We start from the raw sequence: 19,043 nt of genomic DNA on the forward strand, positions 1-19,043 counted from the left end.
GCGAGCGTGCCTACCGGCCGGCCGCTACAGCCTGCGCACCTTGCACGCCGCCGAAATCATGCGCCGCGACCATTCGCTGGACATGTCCTTGAACAGCACGGGCGCCTCGCCCTCCTGGTACTCCTCGCGGCCGACGATGGGGCCACCCCACTCGGGCTGGGCGTAGTACGACAGCCACAGGTACCAGGCCTTGCGCGTGGGGCAGTCGACCACGACCTTGGCGTAGTACGAGCGGTACTTCTGCCCGCGGAACGAGGTGCGCTGCTGGTCGCGCGAGACGCGCAGGTCGAGCACCACGCGCTGGTCCACGCCGATGGGTTCGGGCAGGATCTCGATGAGGTTCTTGCCCGCGTCGGCGCGGTCGCCGCTGAGCGTGAACCAGCCGTCGGAGGAGGCACGTTGCGTCTGCAGCTGCGGTTGTGCTGGCGGTTGCGCCGGCTGGCCTCCAGCCAGGGCTGCAATACACAGGACAACGGCGCAGAGCATGGGCGGCTTGGGGGTGCGTCCGGGGACGGGGTGGCGATCGGGTAAAAATTCATTATCCCCGAGGCGGGCGCCCGGCATTTCACCGTTACACAAAAGGGCTGCGCAGGGCCGTGGCATGGCCACCCGTTCATACGGATTTGCCTTCAACCGTCTAACGTCGTTGGTTCGCCTTGCCGTGCTACAGCACTGTCTGCGGCTTCCCGCCTAGTTGTACGGTCGAATGCAAATCCGTATCAGGTGTTGCGCCAGGCCGATGTTTCTGCCAACACCCAGTCGCGAAACGCAGCCAGGCGGGGCTGCCCGGCCGCCGCCGGCGGGTAGGCCAGCCAGTAGCTGTAGTCGTTGGGCAGGTCCAGCGCAAAGGGCTTGACCAGCCGCCCCGCCGTGATGTCGGCCGAGGCCAGGAACATGCGGCCCAGCGCCACGCCCTGGCCCTCGGCAGCTGCCTGCAGCACCAGGGCCGAATCGCTGAAGCCCGGGCCCGTGCGTGCGATGGCATCGGCCTCGCTGCGGCTGGCGCCGGCCAGGGCCAGCCAGCGCGGCCACAGGTCGCCGGGCTGGTCGTGCAGCAGGGTGTGCGCGCGCAGGTCGGCCACCGTGCGCAGGGGCCCCTGCGCCGACAGCAGCGCCGGGCTGCACACGGGCGAGAGGCGCTCGCGCGAAACCAGGTCGGCCTGCAGGCCGGGCCAGCGGCCCAGGCCCAGGCGGATGGCGATGTCGAAACCCTCGTCGCGCGCAAAGTCGTGCAGCGCCAGGTCGCTCGTGACCTGCAGGTCGATGCCCGGGTGCAGCGCCCGAAAGCGCGCCAGCCGTGGCACCAGCCAGCGCGTGGCGAACGAGGGCAGGGCGGTCACGCGCAGCGGGCCCAGCAGGCTGTGGTCGTGCCCGGCCACGCGCTCGGTGGCGCCGGCCAGGGCGTCGAGCAGGCGGCTCAGCTCGGGCGCATAGGCCTTGCCGGCCGCGGTGCTGGTCAGCGCATGGCCGTGGCGCTCGAACAGCCGGCAGCCCAGCCACTCTTCGAGCAGCCGCACCTGGTGGCTGATGGCCGCCTGCGTCACATGCAGCTCCTCGGCCGCGCGCGTGAAGCTGTGGTGGCGCGCCGCGGCCTCGTAGGCGCGCAGGGCGTTGAGCGGGGGCAGGCGGCGGGCCATGGTGTGGAGGAGGGGGAAAGGGGAGGGATTCGATCAATACAGCTTATCGAGGGCATGAGATTACATCGTTTGGCAACGGCGTGTGCCATCGCTGTAATCGCTGCTTTCCCCCACTTCTTGTACTGGAAGCGCCGCCCATGATCGCCCTGTCCACCTGGCTCCTGATCCTTGCCTTTGCCGTGCCCATGATCGTCAGCCCCGGCCCGGGCAACACCGTGCTCGCCGCATCGGGCGGGCAGTTCGGGCTGCGGCGCACCGTGCCGTTCTGGATGGGTTTCGAGGCCGGCAACCTGGTGTGGTGCCTGGTCTATGGCTTTGGCCTGAGCGAGGTGTTCGCGCGCCACCCGCTGGCCTACAGCGTGCTCAAGTGGGGCGGCACGGTCTACATCGTGTACTTGGCCTGGTGCTTCTTTCGCAGCGCAGGCGCCACCGAGCGGCAGGACCTGCGGCCGCTGGGCTTCATCGACGGCTTTGTGTCGCTGAGCCTCAACCCCAAGGTGCACTCGATGATCCTGGTGATGTTCTCGCAGTTCCTCTCGCCCGGCCTGCCACTGTCGGCCCAGGTGCTGCAGATGGCCGTGGTCTTCGTCGTGGTGGGCCTGGCCTGCCACTTCCTGTGGATCTACGGCGGCCAGGTGCTCTTCAGCCGCGCGCAAAGCCCGCGCGCGATCCGGCTGCAGGGGCTGGCGTTCGGGGCGTGCATGCTGGTGGTGGCGGGGGTGATGGCGGTGTCGTGAGGGGGGCGGCCGGTTAGACTCGCGGCATTGGTCAAGAGTGGACGTGCGATATGGCTATAAAAGTTGAACCCGTCGCGCTGAAGGTTATGGGAGTCGTTGGCCTCGATGCGGCTCAAGAGATGTTGAATTCTCGCCTCATCGACGTCGGCTGTGCCGTGGTGAAGGGAGAATCGCTGCTGGTCAGTCCGGATGACGCGAACCTGCGCGACGAGGGCGATTACAGGTGGTTTGAGGCGGTCGTGATTTCGTTGCTTCACGAGCACGGGGAAGCGGCTGCGCGCGGGACTGTCCATCCTCCGCAGTAGACGCAACTGGCGAACAGAGCCTTGTCCTCAGCTTCATCACCATTGCGAGCCTGGGACAGTTTCAAAAAGGCCAGCGAAGCTGCCTGATCACTACGGGCATATGGTTTAGGCTGTCCGACCATCGAAAGCGGCAGCGTCTCTGGTGGGCCCCTACCGGGCCCTGGGCTTTCTACAAATTCTGCTGGATCCAGCAGCGCAACAATGACTCCACACCAAGCTCTTGAAGGCTGGCAATCGGTCGAAAGTGGACCATTTTTTGAAATCGATGCTGACCGAGCCTGGAGTCAGGCGGCCCTTCCAAGGGACTACTTTGAAGTCGCAGAGCTCTACGGCGGTCGAGAAGGATTTCTCGGTCGGCAGTACCTGCGCTTGTATTGCCTGGAGGAACTCCGGCATTTGAATGAGGCGTATCAAATATCGCTTTGTCGCCCAGATTTGGTTGTCTTTGCTTCCGACGGGTACGGCGAAGGCTTCGCTTTCTACAAGGGCAGCTCACAGCTGCTCAACATCCCACTCATCCCCATCCCGGTCATCAACGAAAATATAGACTCGGTTGCCCCCGACTTCAACGCATTTGCACAAGCCAATTTGAGCAAGCCGGCGGCGGCATTGAGCCAACATCCTGTCGGGCAAGAGCTTCATCTCAAGCAGCCCTTGTGCTTTGGGGGCGACTGGAATGACGAAAAGAACATGGTCTGGGTCACTCCCACTCAACATGCAGAGCTAGTTCGCTACTGGAATCGCATTTACAGGGATGTGTCCCGCCAGAAGGGCTGATGGTCGAACCCGTATGGCGGGTCACCAAGAGAGCACCCACCGTATCAGCGGCAGCCACGGACCGAAAGCAAAGGTCTGCCTGCCTTTCACTTTCATGATGATCGATAAATCCTTGCTGCAACAGCAGGTGCTGGCACAGCTCGCGCAAGACCTGCTGCAGGCCGAAGAGGCCGTGCGCGTGGCCCATGAAACGGCGACCCACGAAGAAAACATCGCCGAGAACAAATACGACACCTTGGGGCTCGAAGCCGCCTATCTGGCCTCTGGCCAGGCCCGGCGCGCCGAAGCCATTCGCCAGGCGATGGCCCATTGGCGCCAATGGCGCCCGCTGCCCTACGACGCCAGCCTGGGCATACAGTTGGGCGCGCTGGTCTGCCTGATCGATGCCAACGACCCGCAGCAGCAGCAGCAACAGCAACAGCAGCAGCAGCAGCAGCAGCAGCAGCAGCAGCAGATCTTTCTCGGCCCGGCCGGGGGCAGCATGAAGCTGGTGAGCGGCGCCCAGACCGTACAGGTCATCAGCACCGAAGCCCCCTTGGGCCGGGCCATGCTGGGCAAATGCGAGGGGGATGAGGTGTCGATACAGGGGGCGCCTGTAAGGCAGCTGTTTGAGGTGCTGTGGGTGCATTGAGCGCATCCAACAAAACTCTTTCGGCATCGTTGCCGCGCCTTGTCGTGCTGCTCGTACTGCCTGCCGCGCAGCGCCTGGCCAGGGCCACTTCGCTGAGTTTATTTGTACGCTCTTAGTGCTGCACAGTGCCTTGCGCTGCGGCTTTCAAGACTCTCTCTTGAGCCCTGCGCCAGGCCCATTGCATGTTCCCCAACAGGTGTTGGTCGGATTGATCGAGCACCCACTGGGCAATGGAGCGCCGAAAGCTCTCAGTCGAATCATTGACCAGCAACTCATATGTACAAGCTGCGACGCGATGCTGAATCTCATTGATCCGACGAAGATGGGTGGGATGTTCCAACTCTTCGGTCTCAGGGATGTAGCTATCACGGCCAGCAATGGTCAAAGAATGGCTAAGTGCCGTCAGAAAAAGAACTTGGTATTTGGATGGCAGTGACTCCAGCCATTCCCCTTGAAATTCGTATTCCGCCATCTTGATTCTTCAGTTGAACGTCAGGTCCTGGCCGTTGGTCGCCATCGTAGCAGCGGCTGCGCAGGACCCGCGGTAGGGGGCTGCTGAGCTACTGCCCTATCCCCTGGTGCCACTTTCTCACGATGGCCGTGCCCATCAGCTTGTCTGCACCAGGCGCTGTACATCGTTGACCAGTGCGGCGAGCTGCATCAGGGGGAGGCAGTGTCCAGGATGGATGTTCCGCATAGCCTCGTAGTGACGCAGCTGCTGCGAGATACATTACCTGGGCCATATCAGCAGGAGCCTCCGTGCACTCCACTCGCATCTTGTTCTTCTATCTTGCAGCCCTGCTGAGCATCTCCTTTCCCTTGAGAGCGCACGACATTGTTTTGCTCGGGGACGAAAGCCGAACGAGACTGTTGGCCTCGTGCAAGATGTGTCAGGGCCAGATGGTCACAGTTGCCACACCAAGGTCACGGGCTTCCGCCCAGGATGTAGCAAGTTCAGCCCATAAGGCGCGCCATGCCGTTATCGTGATCGATGCCTCTGTCGGACCGCTTCCAGTGGCCCGGGAGCATATTCTGATAGCGCGTCAGGCGGGCGTTCCAAGCCTCTCGCTGATGTTCACCAACATGAATCGGCTCGAAGGCATGCAAGATGCAGGCGAACTTCTGGAGCTGGAAGAGCTTGAAGTACGAGAGCTTCTGGACAAGTATGAAATGGGTGGTGACAAGGCGATGGTCTTTCACGATGCTTCCATCCGCTCCATCAAGCGGCTTCACACAAACGGCGTGGGAATGGAAGCGATGCTCAGAGCGGTCCAGGCGCTCCCTGAGCGAAAGGTCCATTCACTTGAGCCCTTCTCCGGGACAAGATTCCTTGCGCACCTGTACCTGCTGACACCCCAAGAATCAAAATTCACCGCTCCCCTGTCAAATGCTTCGTCCATTGGCCTGTGGATCAACGGTCAGTCACTGCGGGCACGCGTGCGGACAAAGCAGGCAGTACAACCCGGCAGCGTTCGTGAGCTGGAGTTCGAGACCGACAAGCCGATAGTCGCCCCCATCGGCTCCAGACTCCTCCTTGAGCAAAGCGGGAACATCGTGGGCGCCGGTGTCCTGTCACGTGGCGGCTAACCCCGCCAACGAGAGGCCTCGCTTCGGCAAGCCGGGTCTGGTCGGGTCTTGCCGCCTGTACGAATCTGATTTTCCGGAGCGGCGCTGTTCGTACTTTGCGGACGGACACGCGACGAAGTGCTTTTCGGTTTACGTCTGGGCGGTGATCGCCCTGACCGTGCGGAACCCGCTGCTCGTATTGCTGATCTCGATGTTCACGGGAAGACAGCCGGGAGAAGCGCAGGCCGCCGGGGCATCGCTCGCCGGGTTCCTGCACCGCAAGACCCGTTGTACCTCCGCGCCTGACTGCCTGCCACTTTTTTGAGAAGAAGGCTCATTCGGATGTTTCTTCTTCCTGCTGCACCGCAGCGGGAGTCAGCAACATCACAAGCCAGTTCAGCGGCACTGCCAGAAGCGGATACCCGAGACTCCACACCGTGTGGTCCGTTGTAGGGTCACACACGTCGATGCCGGCACATGCTGCGTGCAGAACAGCGACGCCAATAAATTGGCCAATTCCAAGGAAGATGGCGGGGAACAGCAGGACCACTACCGAACCGAGCCCTTCGAGCCGGCTCGCCCGGCCTAACTTCACCGACGCGACCAGACCCATCAGAACTGCTGCCAGGGAAATACCCGCAATAGAGGACATGCAGGTCTAACCTCGGTGTTGACCGGCAACCATCAGGAAGGACTTGTGGGACACAGAATGCGTGGGCCTTGACTGGATGTGCGAGCTTTTGGTCATTGCAAGTATTCTTGTAAAGGCGAGGCATGAATGGCCAGTCAAACATCGGGATCGTAGCCCGTGCTAACCAACTTTGAGAAGACCGCTTTGAAACCTGTTGCTGAGTCGTGGCCCCGGCCGTGAACTCAGCGGGCCGACACCACCGGCAGCGACCGGTGCAAGGCGGTCGCCGGGGTTGGCCTGCGCAAAGGAAGATCGAGGTCCATCCCGGACGTTCAAGTGCCCGCCCAGTTCAGAGTCGCTGCAGCCCACACGGCCCGCTCGGCGTGTACCACTGCATCAGAAAGCGTGGGGAATACTGCAGAAGCGTAGTTGCCGTAGTCGTGCGGCTTCGTTGGTGAAGCCCACTGCACATCAAATCCTGGCACCGCTTGGTCTTCCCGCACCTCTGGCGGATCCTGGCAATCGCCGGAGCCATAGCGGATCGAGCAACTGACGATGCGCACACCCGTTGGGACACGGCCGTCGTACAACCACGTTCCTTCTCTCACGACGATGAAATCGCTCATTGCTGTGCCCGCTCCCGGCTGGTTGCCCCCATCGTAGCAGCGGCTGCTCGGGGCCCGAACCAAGGCCTGCAGCCCTATCCCCTGGTGCCACCCTCCCGGGGTGGCTGTGTCCCTCAGCGGAGCCCGATCTTTGCCTGCACCAGGCGCTGCACCTCGTTGACCAGGGCGGCCAGCTCCGGCCGATCCCCGTACATGTCGAACTCGCGCACAGCGATCAGGCCCATGGACAACGGGCCCGGCGGGTCCTCCTGCGGAACGCCCAGAACGAAATGGCGGCACCACAGCAGTTGCCGCTCGATGCTCACCGCGGGTGCGAAAGCCTGCGCAGCCATGGGGCGGATTTCTGCGAGGGCAGTGTCAATTTTGCGGAGAAGTTCTTCGTCCATGGCACCGCACGACCCACGCAACTCCCGCCTCACACTCGCCAAGCCGGCAACTCCCAATTGCGCCACAGCGCCAGCCCGCGCAGACCGGCCGTGGCCAGCACGCAGGCCAGCAGCGGGGCCCACGGGGGCGTGTCCATCTGCCGCAGGGCCACGTCGATCCAGCCGCCGGCAAAGGCGCACAGGGCGTACGGGCGGTGGTCGCTGAAGGCCTGGGGCACCTCGTTGCACAGCACGTCGCGCAGCACGCCGCCGAAGACGCCGGTGGTCACGCCCATCATCACGGCGATGATGGGGGGCATGCCCACGGCGGTGGCGGTGTCGATGCCCACGGCGGCGAACAGGCCCAGGCCGATGGCGTCGGGCAGCAGCATGGCGCGCTCCGTCGGCTTGAAATGGCGCTGGCGCATGAACAGCATGGCGCACACGCACAGTGCCAGCAGGCCCCAGATGAAGCCGGTGTGGCGTATCCAGAAAAACGGCCGCTGGTCCAGCAGCAGGTCGCGCAGTGTGCCGCCGCCGAAGGCTGCCACAAAGGCCACCACGCACACGCCCACCACGTCCATGCGCTTGCGCGCCGCGGCGATGATGCCCGACAGCGCGAAGGCAATCGTCGCCGCCACCTCGATGAGAAAGCGCAGCGTGTGAATCCAGGGGGCGTCGAGCAGCAGGTCCATGGGCGCGATTGTGCAGCGCCACCCGCCCAAAGACTACGCCAATGCGTGCACCAGCAGTGCCAGCGTGCAGCCCGCACAGCCTGCGATGCCAAGGCGCCGCGCCCAGCGCAGGCTGCCCTCTGGCCACAGGTTCATGGCCAGCACCAGGCCCCAGCCCAGCACCATCCACGAGGCGATGGCAATCGCCACACCGGCTGCAATGCCGGCCGCCGCGGTGGCCGTGGCGGCCTGCAGCGCCAGTGTGGCCAGTGCCAGGCACCAGGCCTTGCGCTGCGGTAGCGGGCCGGCCTGCGCATCGCCCCAGGCGCGCGTGTCAGTGGCCTGGGCCCAGTGCACCAGGGCCAGCAGGCAGGCGGCGGCCGCGCAGGCCAGGGCCAGGGTGTCCGTCATGCCGTGCCCTCCACCGGTTGTTGTGCGCCGCTTACGGGCGCTGCGGTATGTCGCTGTTGCCGCCGTTGCCGGTACAGGCGGCGCAGCACGGCCACCATCATGGCCAGGCACAGGGCTGCGGCAATGCCCCACACGGCCATGCTGGACCGCCAGGCCAGCCACGCCAGCGCCGCAGCGGCCAATGCCGCCAGCACGGCGGCGGCGCGCGGCCACCAGGCCTGCAGCGTGGCGGCAGGCAGCACCAGGAAGAAGGCCAGGAGCAGGCCCAGCATGCCGGCCCCGCGCGCGGGCTCGCCGGCCGCCAGGGCAATGCGCAAGGACTCGGCTGCCAGCAGGCCCGCGAGCCAGAACGACAGGGCCTGCGTGGACGGCCGCCGTGGCCGCCGCCAGCGCAGCGCGCGGCGGGGCGTGTGTGCACCGGGGCCGCCCGCTGCCTTGCGCGGGGCCTGCACCCGCGCCGGGCCGATGAAGGCGGCCAGCCCCGCCAGCACGGCGCCCAGCGCCAGCAGCCCGGCCAGCATGGGCCACTGCAGCGGCGCGCCCAGCACCAGGCCCGCAGCACCCGCCAGCGCCAGCAGCGCACCGGCCGCGCAGAGCGACACGCGCCACAGCACAATGTGGCGCAGCGCCCAGGCCGCCAGCAGCGAGATGGCGAGCCAGGTGGCGATCAGCGTCCACACGGCCCACACCGGCCGCTGCGCCAGCGGCGCCAGGCCGGCAGGGGGCCACAGGTGCACGAGCACGGCCACCAGCATGGCGGCGGGCACGGTGGCATGCAGCGCGAGAAAGCAGCGCACCACGAACGAGGGGGCAGGGGCGCCCGGGGCAGTGGCCGGCTTGGTCATGCCCGCAGCCCTCCCTGCACGCCAGCCCGTTGTTGCTGTGCTTCACGCCGCCGCTGCTGGCGCGAGTCCAGCCAGATCAGCGTGCCCGAGATCGACAGAAACGCCGGCGTCATGCCCAGAATGAAGTACAGCCACTTGAGCGCCAGCCCGCCGAAGTCGCCAAAGTGCAGCGGCTCCATGAGCCCGTTGACCAGCGACCAGAAGCCCGCCGTGCGCGGGTCCAGCGTCTTCTTGGCATCGCCCGTGGCGGCGTTCATGTCCACGCGCGCCGTGCTGGCCAGGTGGCCGGCCAGGGCGCCGGTAAAGCTGGCCTCGGCGGCCGTGGTGCCCCAGCGGCGCAGCGACACGTAGCGCGCCTGCAGCCCCGGCACGGCCTGCTGGGCGCTCTGGTACAGCGCGTCCAGCGACTGCATGGGGGCGGGCTCGGCCGTCGGTGGTGGCTTGCGCGCGGCACTGGCCGCAGGCGCGCCGCTGGTCATCACGTATTTGGTGCCCTGCTCGAACAGTGGCGCCAGCCCCAGCCAGGCGCCCGTGGCCGCGATCAGGATGTGAAAGCCCAGGCCCCAGATGCCGGCGGACTTGTGCAGGTCCGACATCATCACCCGAAAGCTGCGGCCCCAGCGCTGGGTGAACAGCTCGGCAATGATTTTGCGGTGGATGACGATGCCCGTGCCAATCAGCACCAGCATGGCCGCGCCGAGAAACCCCACGATCCAGCGCGGCCCGAAGAACAGAAACACGTGCAGCATGCGCAGGTACTGGCCGAGCTGGCTGTCCACCGGGCCCACCACGGCGCCCGTGTCCGAGCGCAGGGCCACCTTGGTGCGCTGGCTGGCGGGGGCACCGCGCTCGCGCACATGGGCGAAGTAGTTGGGGTTCACGTCGTCCGGCAGCGCGATGGTCTCCACCGTGGCGCCCGGGTAGCGCGCCTGCAGCTGCGCCAGCACGGTATCGAGCGGCGCGGGTGGCTCGCTGCGCGGCAGCCCGGCCAGCGAGGGGTTGGCCCACAGGTCGATCTCGTTCTTGAACACCACCACCGCGCCCGAGAAGCACACGATGAACATGAGCAAGCCCGTGACGATGCCCGCCCACGAGTGCAGGACGAACAGGCGGTTCAGGGTGCGCTGGCTGGTGGGCATGGTGGCTGGCGGTGGGGCTGGCGTTTTGGGGTGAAGGTCTTCAGAAGAAGTACGTCAGCCCCAGGCTGAAGTTGCGCGGCAGCGCGGGCGAGACCACGTTGGCGTTGATCGCGCCGTCGTAATACGCCTTGTTGAACAGGTTCTTCACCCCGGCCGTGAGGCGGTAGTTGGGGCCCCCGTAGCTGATGGAGGCATCGGCCACCACATACGAAGGCAGGGTGAAGGGGTAGGAGCCCACCTGCTCGCTCACATAGCGCCCGCCCAGGCCCAGCGTCACGCGCTGGTACTGCGGCAGCTTGTAGGTGGCCCAGGCCGTGAGCGTGTGGCGCGGCGTGAGGTTGAGCGGCAGGCCCACGATGGCGGCGTTGTTGTCGCGCGTGACCTTGGTCTGCGTGTAGGTGTAGGCGCTGGTCAGCTTGATGCCGTTTTTCAGGTCGGCGCCCAGCTCCACCTCCAGCCCGCGCGCGCGCTGCTGGCCGGTCTGCACGCTGAAACCGGTGTTCACCGGGTCGGCCGTGGTCACGTTCTCGCGCACCAGGTCGAAGATGGCCAGCGCACCCGTGAGTTGGCCGCCCGGGGCCTCGTACTTCAGGCCGGCTTCCCACTGCTTGCCGGTCTCGGGCACAAAGGGCGTGCCGTTGAAGGCCAGGCCCGAGGTGGGCAAAAAGGATTCGCCATAGCTGCCGTACGCCGCCCAGCCGGGCTGGAACTCGTACACCAGGCCGGCCGACAGCGTGGTGGCGCTGTCCTTCTGGCGCGTCTGCACGCGGGTGAGGCGGTTGTCGGTGTCGTTGGTGGACCAGTCGCGGCGCAGGCCCACCAGCGCCGTCCAGCCCCGGCCGAACTTGATCTGGTCCTGCGCGTACAGCGCGCCCACGGTGAGCTTGCCGGGTGCGTCGCTCGTCAGGTTGGCCGGGCAGTTGGCCTGCACGCCATAGGCCGGCGCAAACAGGTCCAGCGCGGCAATGGAGCAGCTGCGGCTGGCCAGCAGGCTGTGGCCGCTGCGCACATCCAGGCCGGTGACCAGCTGGTGCTTCACGCCCAGCGCCTCGAAGCGCGTGAGCAGCGAGGTGTCGGTGGCCAGCAGGTCATAGTCCATGTACTGGCGCGAGGCGCTGCGGTTCTGCAACCGCTGGTTGGCCTGCAGCGCCTGGTTGGAGACAAAATTGCCCGTGCCCTTCTCGGTCTCGTAGCGCACGTTCTGGCGGAAAGTCATGGCGGGCGACACCTGGTGCTCCAGCGCATAGCCGATGGTGGTGCTCTCCACGTCGTACACGCCAAATGCCGGCTCGCCCGTGAACAGGGTGCGCGACAGCGTGCCGTTGCGGTTGGGCAGCAACGTGCCATAGGGCGTGATGCCCTGCTGGCGCATCCACTCGCTGCGGCTGTAGGTGGCAAACAGCACCAGGTCGGTCTGTGCCCCCAGGTCGATGGACAGGGACGGCGCAAACCAGCGGTCCTTGCGGTAGACGAACTGCGTCGGGTCATCGGCATCCGTCACCTGCGCATTGATGCGCAGCGCCGTCTTGCCCGACTCGGACAGCGGCCGGTTCACATCGGCCTGCAGCGTGCGCTGGCCAAAGCTGCCCACCTCGATACCCACCTCGTTCAACGGCTCCTTGCGCGGGCGCTTGCTCACCGCGTTGACGATGCCGCCCGGCTGCACCTGGCCATACAGCACCGAGGCCGAGCCCTTGAGCACCTCGAAGCGCTCGTACCCATAAGGCTGCAGCTTGGCCCACATGCCGGGGCTCTGCACCAGGCCATCGACCAGAATCGATTCGGTCGAGCGAAAGCCGCGGATGTTCAGGTCATCAAAACCCCGGCGCCCAAAGTTCACGGGGCTCACGCCGGCCACCGTCTGCAGCGCCTGCTGCACATTGGTGATCTGGCGCGACTCCATCTGCTCGCGCGTCACCACGCTGACCGATTGCGGCGTTTCGAGCCGCCGCATGGGCGCCTTGCCGGCGGTCTGTGCTTCGACCGGGGCAAAGCCCATGTCTTTTTCGGTGCTGGCGTTGATGCGCACCTCTTGCAGCTGGGGCGCGGTGGTGGTGGCGTTGGGCGGGGCGTCAGCGGCAGCTTGTGCAAAGGCCGATTGCGCCAGGCACAGGGCCAGCGGCGTCAGGGCGAACAGGCCGGCGGTGCGGGCGGATGTGCGGGAAACAACAGGCGCGCGTGAACGCAGCGCGGCGCGGGAAGGCGAAGAGGGCATGAAAGGGTCCGGGACAACAGGAGCGGCGGGCGGGAGCTGGCGGGCATCCTGAGGGCGGGACACTTGGCTTGCGGGATGGTGTGAATTGTAATGCGAATGACTCGCGTTTGCGAAGAATTGTAAAGAACACCGGTGTGTTGCGCAGGCGAGCCCCTGCGGGCTGACCGGGTTGCAGCCATGTCCTTGGAAAAACGCAATCACCTTGCGCTTGGCGGATACTGCCCGCGCTACGTCGAACAAAGGGCACACGATGGACCGCGAACACCAGGGAGCACGCTACACAACGCTGATGGCCAGCGACCTTCAACGCGATGGCTTGGGGCTGGAACTGCATTCGACAGTGCAGGGGCAAGAGGCCCGCACCGTTGCCGAAGTCTTCTACTCAGACGCCGAGCACACCTGGACGCTGAATACCTTTGGCTGCGATGTTCCGTTGGGCATCATCGAAGAACTGATAGCCGAGGCGAGGTGCCGGCTTCCGCCCAAAACGGTCGCCTGACCGATCCTCAGCCCTTGTCGGTGCCGGGCGCCCCACCGGCGGGGTGTTCGTCCTGCGCCACCCCATACCCCGGATACCCCCCAGCGCCCCCACCCTCCGCCGCCTCCTGCCGCTCCCTGGCCATCTGCTCCGCCAACTGGTTCCTCCCCTCGCGCGCCACGGCGATCATCTTGGCGCGGTCCTTGTGGTGGGGGTACATACGGTCGGACAGGGCGATGTTGTGTTCCCTGAAGCGGCGGGTCATCTCGGTGGCCTGGTCGGGCGGCAGGCCCATGAGTTCGAGCACGGTGCGGGCGCTGTGCATGCTCGACTCGAACAGCTCGCGCTGCACCAGGGTCACGCCCTCGTCGCGCAGCCGGTTCCAGTGCGTGAGGTCGCGCGCGCGGGCCACCACCTGCAGGTGGGGGAAGTGCTTGCGTGCGAGCACGGCGATCTTCACGGACTGTTCGGGGTCGTCCACGGCGATGACCAGGATGCGCGCCTGCCCGGCGCCGGCAATGCGCAGCAGGTCGAGCCGGGTGGCGTCGCCGTAGTGCACGCGGTAGCCGAAGGTGCGGGCCACTTCGAGCATCTCCACGCTGTGGTCGAGCACGGTGGTGCGTATGCCCTGCATCAGCATCACGCGCGCCACGATCTGGCCGTAGCGGCCGAAGCCGGCGATGACGATGGGGGCGTCCTGCGGCTCCGAGATCTCTTCGGCCTCGGGCGCCTTGAGGTGGGCATAACGGCGCAGCAGCACGCGGTCCAGCATCACCAATAGCAAGGGGCTCAGCAGCATCGACAGGGCCACGGCGCCGATCAGCAGCGAGGCGGTTTCGGCCGGGAACACCTGGGCACCCGCGGCTGCCTGGAAGACCACGAAGGCGAATTCGCCACCCTGGGCCAGCAGCAGGGTGAACACGGGGCGCTCCTGGTAGGGGATGTTCACCGCGCGTGCCAGCGCGTAGATCACCACGGCCTTGCAGGCCAGAAAGCCCAGCAGAATGCCGGCCATGAGCCAGGGCGAGCGCATGAGCACGCCGAAGTCGATGCTCATGCCCACGGCAATGAAGAACAGGCCCAGCAGCAGGCCCTTGAAGGGCTCGATGTCGGCCTCCAGCTCACGCCGGTACTCGCTGTCGGCCAGCAGCACGCCGGCGAGGAAGGCACCCAGCGCCATGGACAGGCCCACCATCACCATCAGCATGGCGATGCCCACCACCAGCAGCAGCGCGGCGGCGGTGAAGACCTCGGGCGTGCGGCTCTTGGCGATCCAGCGCAGCAGGGGGCGCAGCAGCAGCCGGCCGCCGAGGATGATGGCGGCGATCACGCCGACGATCTTGGCCACCTCCCACACCACCTCGCCGGGCGAATGGCTGGTGGTGTCTGCGGCGGCGCCCAGCAGCGGCAGCAGCGCCAGGATGGGGATGGCCGCCACGTCCTGGAACAGCAAGATGGAAAAGCCCGCCTGCCCGCTGACGGTGCGCATCAGGTTGCGCTCGGCCAGGCTTTGCAGGGCGATGGCGGTGGACGACAGCGCCAGCCCCAGCGCCCCGACCAGGCCCACGCGCCAGGGCAGGCCCACCAGGCTGGCCAGCGCGAACAGCACCGCCGCGCAGCCCAGCACCTGGGCCGTGCCCATGCCGAAGATGGGGCGGCGCAGCGCCCACAGCCGGCTGGGCTGCAGCTCCAGCCCCACGAGAAACAGCATGAGCACCACGCCGAACTCGGCGAAGTGCAATATGTCCTGCACATTGCTCACCAGGCCCAGGCCCCAGGGCCCGATGGCGATGCCCGCGGCCAGGTAGCCGATGATGGCGCCCAGGCCCAGCGCCTGGGCAATGGGCACGGCCAGCACGGCGGCCGTGAGGTACAGAAAACCGTAGGTGAGCCAGGTGGGTGCGTGTTCCATGGGGCAGGTCGGGCCGGGGAGGTTTGTTGTGTGAGGGATATCCCGGCCTTCCCATTCTGGCATCCTAGAACCTGTTTACGATCTCGCAGGGGATCGCGTTGGAGTGCAATCGGGATGAGTGGATGCTTCGGGTGCGCCGCATGGGCTCGTGCCCATGCAAGCAGACGAGGCGTCCAATCGCCCGATTTCACTCCAACCCTTCGGGCAGTGGCCTTGGCGGGCGGTCTGCGGCGTTGCGGCGCTTGTTGATAGTCGGGCTATCAACTGCGCACCGCGCCTAGCATCCCATCCCGCCAAGGCCGCTGCGCGACCCCTGGGAGGTCGTAAACAGGTTCTTGCTCCGCTTTTGGTAGCGCAATAGGCCCGCAAGCCATGGAGGGTGCTCGCATTGATAAGATACGTGCCCTTGCTTTTTGTGTGGTGCGTGCTCCATGGAATTCCAGACTTGGTTGGCTTTTTTCGCGGCCTCGTGCCTGATTGCGGTGTCCCCGGGCTCGGGCGCGGTGCTGTCCATGAGCCACGGCCTGTCGTTCGGCGTGCGCAAGACGGGCGCCACCATCCTCGGTCTGCAGCTGGGGCTCTTGCTCATCTTGCTGATAGCAGGGGCGGGCGTGGGCTCGCTGCTGCTGGCGTCGGAGCTGGCCTTCAGCGTGGTCAAGGTGCTGGGTGCCTGCTATTTGATCTACGTGGGCTTCAGCCAGTGGCGCGCGGGCGATGCCTCGCCGCTGCAGGGCGACGAGCAGGAGCCTGCCGGCACTTGGCAAAAGCGCTGCCTCACGGGCTTTCTGACCAACGCCACGAACCCCAAGGGCATCATCTTCATGGTGGCCGTGCTGCCCCAGTTCATGACCGACACGCGCCCGCTGTGGACGCAACTGCTGGTGATGGCCGCCACCACGGTGGCCGTGGACGTGACCGTGATGCACGGCTACGCGGCCGGTGCCAGCGCCATGCGCCGCCTGATGCGCAGCGCACGCGCCGTGCGCACGCAGAACCGGGTGTTTGGCGGCCTGCTCATGGCGGTGGGCGCCGGCCTGTTCTTCGTCAAGCGCGGTGGGCAACACGCTTGACCGGCTTGCGCAATGCTATCAATTAGGTAGCATTGCCGCAGGAGGTGTAGATAGCGCCTTCTCTTTCTCGGCTGATTTCTTCATTGACAGACCCAACGCAAGGAGTTCGTGATGCCAGTGATCGTCGTTGCCAACCCGAAGGGGGGCGTGGGCAAGTCCACGCTGTCGACCAATGTGGCGGGCTACTACGCCCGCCAGGGCCACCCCGTGCTGTTGGGCGACACCGACCGCCAGCAATCCGCACGCCTGTGGCTGGGCCTGCGCCCGCCGGCCGCGCGGCCCATAGGCGTGTGGGACGCCAGCGCCGACGTGATCGCCAAGCCCCCCAAGGGCACGACGCATGCGGTGCTCGACACCCCCGCCGGCCTGCATGGCTGGCGCCTGAACGACGTGCTCAAGCTGGCCGACAAGATCATCGTGCCGCTGCAGCCCAGCGTGTTCGACATCTTCGCCACGCGCGGCTTTCTGGACCAGCTGACCGAGCACAAGCGCTCGGAGGGCGTGCAGGTGGGCATCGTGGGCATGCGCGTGGATGCGCGCACGCGTGCGGCCGACCAACTGCACCAGTTCGTGGACAACCTCGGGTTTCCGGTGCTGGGCTATTTGCGCGACACACAGAACTACATCCACCTGGCGGCGCACGGGCTCACGCTGTTCGACGTGGCCCCGGGCCGCGTGGCACGCGACCTGGAGCAGTGGCAGGGCATTTGCGAATGGCTGGACGCATGAGGGTTAGTACCTGTCACTCGGCCGACATGGGACGGCGTGCCCCGGCGCTACATTGGCGCCATGAAAATCTTCCGCTCCTACTCCGAAGTCAGCGCCTGCGTGGGCCAGGAGGTCGCAGTCACCGACTGGATCACCATCACGCAGGAACAGGTCAACCTGTTCGCCCAGGCCACGGGCGACCACCAGTGGATCCATGTGGACCCCGAGCGCGCCAAGGCCGGGCCCTTCGGCGCGCCCATTGCGCATGGTTTTCTCACGCTGTCGCTGATACCGCGCTTCTTCGAGTCGGGCCTCTCCATCGAGGGCGCGCGCATGGGCGTGAACTACGGGCTGAACAAGGTGCGCTTCACCTCGCCGGTGCCGGTGGGCAGCCGCGTGCGCGCACGCCTGACGCTGCAGGCCGCCGAGCCGCTGGCACCCGATGGCATGCAGATGACCTGGCTGGTGACCGTGGAGCGCGAGGGCAGCGACAAGCCGGTGTGCGTGGCCGAATCGCTCGCCCGCAACTACGGCGCGAAGCCCTGAGGGCAGGGCGCTCTGCGCCCTTTCTTCACTTTTTGCAGGAGGCCTGAGCCATGGACCGCCTGCAAGCCATGAAAGTTTTCGACCGCGTGGTCGACGAGGGCGGCTTTGCCGCCGCCGCGCGCGCGCTCGACATGTCGCCCCCGGTGGTCACCCGCATGGTGGCCGAGCTCGAGCAGCACCTGGGCACGCGCTTGCTCCAGCGCACCACGCGCAAGGTGGCGCTTACCGATGCCGGCGAGGTCTACCTGCAGCGCGTGCGCAGCATCCTGGGCGAGATCGACGATGCCGAGGCCGAGGCCGTGGCCAGCACGCGCGACCTGCGCGGCACCATCCGCATCGTGGCGCCGCCCGTGCTCACCACCCATTTCCTCGCGCCGCTGGCGGCGCTGTGGCATGCACGCTACCCCCGGCTGATGCTGGACATCAGCGTCGATGCGCTGGCCCTGCGCCGCATCGACGAGTTCGATGTGGCCCTCATGGTGGCCGGCGAGGACTTCGACGCCAACATCGTGGCGCGCGCGTTGCTGCATGGCGAGGCCATCGTGGTGGCATCGCCCGAGTACCTGGCACGCAAGGGCGTGCCCCGGGATCCGGCCGACCTGCTGCAGCACGAGTACCTGCGTGACACGGGCGCACCCACGCGCGCCGAGATGGGCGGCGGGCGCAAGCTGCGCCTGCACCCGGCCGTGGGCGACGGCGACTGGCAGGAGGTGGATGCGCCGGCCGTGCTGCAGTCCGACAGCAGCGGCGTGCTGCTGCGCGCCGCGCTGGACGGTGCGGGCCTGGCCGTGACCTCGCGCCTGCTGGTGCAGGAGCACCTGGTCCACGGCGAGCTGGTGCATGTGCTGCCCGACTGGATCGTCTCGCGCTACACCGTGTACGCGGCGCTGCCCTCGGGCCGCATGCTGCCCGCGCGCACCAAGGTGTTCCTCGACTTCCTGTCGGAGCAGGCGCCCCAGGCCGCAGAAGACCTGCGCCATCCGGCTGGATGAACACCCCCTGAGTCGCTTCGCGCCTTCACCCCTCTCTCAAATTGCTTCGCAATCTGGGAGGGGGACGCCCCCAGCGCATGCGCTGGATATGCCGCCTTCGCGGCGGGGCGGCCCTTGCGCGGGGGCACTTGCTTAGGCCGCGCCAGTTGCATGCATCGCGGGTGACGCGCAGCGCAATGAACAACGGATACGGATTTGCCGTCAACCGCCTAAAGTCGTTGGTTACACGATCGAATGCAAATCCGTAGGATTCGCCGCCAGGGGGGCGGGAGCGCTTGCCGCGGCGGCGTTCGCGGCGCCAAAGCTGTTCTGGCGCCAGGCCTCGAACACCGACACCGCGACCGCGTTCGACAGGTTCAGGCTGCGCTGGCCTTCGATCATCGGCAGGCGCAGGCGCTGCGCGGGGGGGAAGGTCTCGCGCAGCTCGGGCGGCAGGCCGCGCGTCTCGGCGCCGAAGACCAGCCAGTCGCCGGGCAGAAAGCAGTTGTCGAACAGGTCCTGCGAGCCATGCGTGGTCATGGCGAACATGCGCGCCGGGTCGGGCTGCGCATCGCGCAGGAACGCCGTCCAGCCCGCATGGCGCAGCACCGCGGTGTACTCGTGGTAATCCAGGCCGGCGCGGCGCATGAGCCGGTCTTCCATGGAAAAGCCCAGCGGCTCGATCAGGTGCAGCGTGCAGCCGGTGTTGGCCGCCAGCCGGATCACATTGCCGGTGTTGGGCGGAATCTCGGGCTCGACGAGGACGATATGGAACATGGCTGGTATTTTGCTGCGAACC

23 protein-coding genes are annotated in these 19,043 nt (G+C 66.4%); 10 read left to right on the plus strand and 13 right to left on the minus strand.

Annotated elements, in window-relative coordinates; translation table 11 throughout:
- Positions 1-24: 24 nt before the first annotated feature.
- Positions 25-486, minus strand: a complete 462-nt coding sequence (locus tag HNP48_RS13635) for a surface-adhesin E family protein (protein WP_260420223.1) — start codon at positions 484-486, stop codon at positions 25-27.
- Between the two features lie 233 nt (positions 487-719).
- Complete coding sequence (gcvA, locus tag HNP48_RS13640) at positions 720-1,637, minus strand: transcriptional regulator GcvA (protein ID WP_184857694.1); 918 nt, start codon at positions 1,635-1,637, stop codon at positions 720-722.
- 137 nt (positions 1,638-1,774) lie between these two features.
- Between gcvA and HNP48_RS13645 the strand changes: the two genes are divergently transcribed.
- The 4 genes from HNP48_RS13645 to HNP48_RS13660 all read left to right on the plus strand — a co-directional run bounded on the left by HNP48_RS13645 (position 1,775) and on the right by HNP48_RS13660 (position 4,087).
- Positions 1,775-2,374 carry a LysE family translocator gene (locus HNP48_RS13645; protein ID WP_184857696.1) on the plus strand — a complete coding sequence of 200 codons (600 nt, stop codon included), beginning with the start codon at positions 1,775-1,777 and terminating at the stop codon, positions 2,372-2,374.
- Positions 2,375-2,424: 50 nt separating this feature from the next.
- Positions 2,425-2,679 carry a hypothetical protein gene (locus tag HNP48_RS13650; protein ID WP_184857698.1) on the plus strand — a complete coding sequence of 85 codons (255 nt, stop codon included), beginning with the start codon at positions 2,425-2,427 and terminating at the stop codon, positions 2,677-2,679.
- A 201-nt stretch (positions 2,680-2,880) separates the two neighbouring features.
- Entirely contained in the window at positions 2,881-3,456 is a 576-nt protein-coding gene (locus tag HNP48_RS13655; RefSeq protein WP_184857700.1) for a hypothetical protein, read from the plus strand.
- Positions 3,457-3,556: 100 nt separating this feature from the next.
- Positions 3,557-4,087 carry a GreA/GreB family elongation factor gene (locus HNP48_RS13660; protein ID WP_184857889.1) on the plus strand — a complete coding sequence of 177 codons (531 nt, stop codon included), beginning with the start codon at positions 3,557-3,559 and terminating at the stop codon, positions 4,085-4,087.
- Positions 4,088-4,199: 112 nt separating this feature from the next.
- Here HNP48_RS13660 and HNP48_RS13665 read toward each other — a convergent pair whose 3' ends face one another.
- Positions 4,200-4,559, minus strand: a complete 360-nt coding sequence (locus tag HNP48_RS13665; RefSeq protein ID WP_184857702.1) for a hypothetical protein — start codon at positions 4,557-4,559, stop codon at positions 4,200-4,202.
- Positions 4,560-4,846: 287 nt separating this feature from the next.
- Here HNP48_RS13665 and HNP48_RS13670 point away from each other — a divergent pair, with 287 nt between their 5' ends.
- Positions 4,847-5,674: a GTP-binding protein gene (locus tag HNP48_RS13670; RefSeq protein WP_184857704.1), complete on the plus strand. Its 828-nt coding sequence runs from the start codon at positions 4,847-4,849 to the stop codon at positions 5,672-5,674.
- 313 nt (positions 5,675-5,987) lie between these two features.
- On the opposite strand, the gene HNP48_RS13675 is transcribed toward HNP48_RS13670, so the two are convergent.
- From HNP48_RS13675 to HNP48_RS13710, 8 genes are all read right to left on the minus strand, one after another.
- A complete protein-coding gene (locus HNP48_RS13675; protein WP_184857706.1) occupies positions 5,988-6,305 on the minus strand; it encodes a hypothetical protein in 318 nt (105 codons plus the stop codon).
- Positions 6,306-6,616: 311 nt separating this feature from the next.
- Positions 6,617-6,910 (minus strand): hypothetical protein, encoded by a 294-nt coding sequence (locus HNP48_RS13680; RefSeq protein WP_184857708.1) that lies wholly within the window; start codon positions 6,908-6,910, stop codon positions 6,617-6,619.
- Positions 6,911-7,023: 113 nt separating this feature from the next.
- On the minus strand, positions 7,024-7,242 hold the full coding sequence (locus tag HNP48_RS13685) for a hypothetical protein (RefSeq protein WP_184857710.1): 219 nt from the start codon (positions 7,240-7,242) through the stop codon (positions 7,024-7,026).
- 83 nt (positions 7,243-7,325) lie between these two features.
- Positions 7,326-7,970 carry a trimeric intracellular cation channel family protein gene (locus HNP48_RS13690; protein ID WP_184857712.1) on the minus strand — a complete coding sequence of 215 codons (645 nt, stop codon included), beginning with the start codon at positions 7,968-7,970 and terminating at the stop codon, positions 7,326-7,328.
- 33 nt (positions 7,971-8,003) lie between these two features.
- Positions 8,004-8,360: a hypothetical protein gene (locus tag HNP48_RS13695; protein WP_184857714.1), complete on the minus strand. Its 357-nt coding sequence runs from the start codon at positions 8,358-8,360 to the stop codon at positions 8,004-8,006.
- Positions 8,357-9,205 (minus strand): hypothetical protein, encoded by an 849-nt coding sequence (locus HNP48_RS13700; protein ID WP_184857716.1) that lies wholly within the window; start codon positions 9,203-9,205, stop codon positions 8,357-8,359. Before HNP48_RS13700 ends, HNP48_RS13695 begins: the two co-directional genes overlap by 4 nt.
- Positions 9,202-10,344: a PepSY domain-containing protein gene (locus tag HNP48_RS13705; protein WP_184857718.1), complete on the minus strand. Its 1,143-nt coding sequence runs from the start codon at positions 10,342-10,344 to the stop codon at positions 9,202-9,204. The genes HNP48_RS13700 and HNP48_RS13705 overlap by 4 nt, the downstream gene beginning before the upstream one ends.
- 40 nt (positions 10,345-10,384) lie before the next feature.
- A complete protein-coding gene (locus HNP48_RS13710; protein WP_184857720.1) occupies positions 10,385-12,559 on the minus strand; it encodes a TonB-dependent siderophore receptor in 2,175 nt (724 codons plus the stop codon).
- A gap of 250 nt (positions 12,560-12,809) precedes the next feature.
- Between HNP48_RS13710 and HNP48_RS13715 the strand changes: the two genes are divergently transcribed.
- Complete coding sequence (locus tag HNP48_RS13715) at positions 12,810-13,058, plus strand: hypothetical protein (RefSeq protein WP_184857722.1); 249 nt, start codon at positions 12,810-12,812, stop codon at positions 13,056-13,058.
- Positions 13,059-13,065: 7 nt separating this feature from the next.
- Here the strand turns inward: HNP48_RS13715 and kefC are convergent, their stop codons facing one another.
- The gene (kefC, locus tag HNP48_RS13720) at positions 13,066-14,949 is read right to left on the minus strand and encodes a glutathione-regulated potassium-efflux system protein KefC (protein WP_184857724.1); all 1,884 of its coding nucleotides are present in this window, start codon (positions 14,947-14,949) and stop codon (positions 13,066-13,068) included.
- Positions 14,950-15,380: 431 nt separating this feature from the next.
- Between kefC and HNP48_RS13725 the strand changes: the two genes are divergently transcribed.
- The 4 genes from HNP48_RS13725 (at position 15,381) to HNP48_RS13740 (ending at position 18,265) form a co-directional block, all read left to right on the plus strand.
- Entirely contained in the window at positions 15,381-16,019 is a 639-nt protein-coding gene (locus HNP48_RS13725; RefSeq protein ID WP_184857725.1) for a LysE family transporter, read from the plus strand.
- 111 nt (positions 16,020-16,130) lie between these two features.
- Positions 16,131-16,748: a ParA family protein gene (locus tag HNP48_RS13730; RefSeq protein ID WP_184857727.1), complete on the plus strand. Its 618-nt coding sequence runs from the start codon at positions 16,131-16,133 to the stop codon at positions 16,746-16,748.
- A 60-nt stretch (positions 16,749-16,808) separates the two neighbouring features.
- Positions 16,809-17,273, plus strand: coding sequence for a MaoC family dehydratase (locus HNP48_RS13735; RefSeq protein WP_184857731.1), 465 nt, complete (start codon positions 16,809-16,811; stop codon positions 17,271-17,273).
- A gap of 50 nt (positions 17,274-17,323) precedes the next feature.
- Positions 17,324-18,265 (plus strand): LysR family transcriptional regulator, encoded by a 942-nt coding sequence (locus tag HNP48_RS13740; protein ID WP_184857733.1) that lies wholly within the window; start codon positions 17,324-17,326, stop codon positions 18,263-18,265.
- Positions 18,266-18,487: 222 nt separating this feature from the next.
- On the opposite strand, the gene HNP48_RS13745 is transcribed toward HNP48_RS13740, so the two are convergent.
- Positions 18,488-19,021: a tRNA (cytidine(34)-2'-O)-methyltransferase gene (locus HNP48_RS13745; protein WP_184857734.1), complete on the minus strand. Its 534-nt coding sequence runs from the start codon at positions 19,019-19,021 to the stop codon at positions 18,488-18,490.
- Between the last annotated feature and the right edge of the window lie 22 nt (positions 19,022-19,043).

The organism is Acidovorax soli (genome assembly GCF_014207955.1).
Taxonomy (GTDB): domain Bacteria; phylum Pseudomonadota; class Gammaproteobacteria; order Burkholderiales; family Burkholderiaceae_C; genus Acidovorax; species Acidovorax soli_A.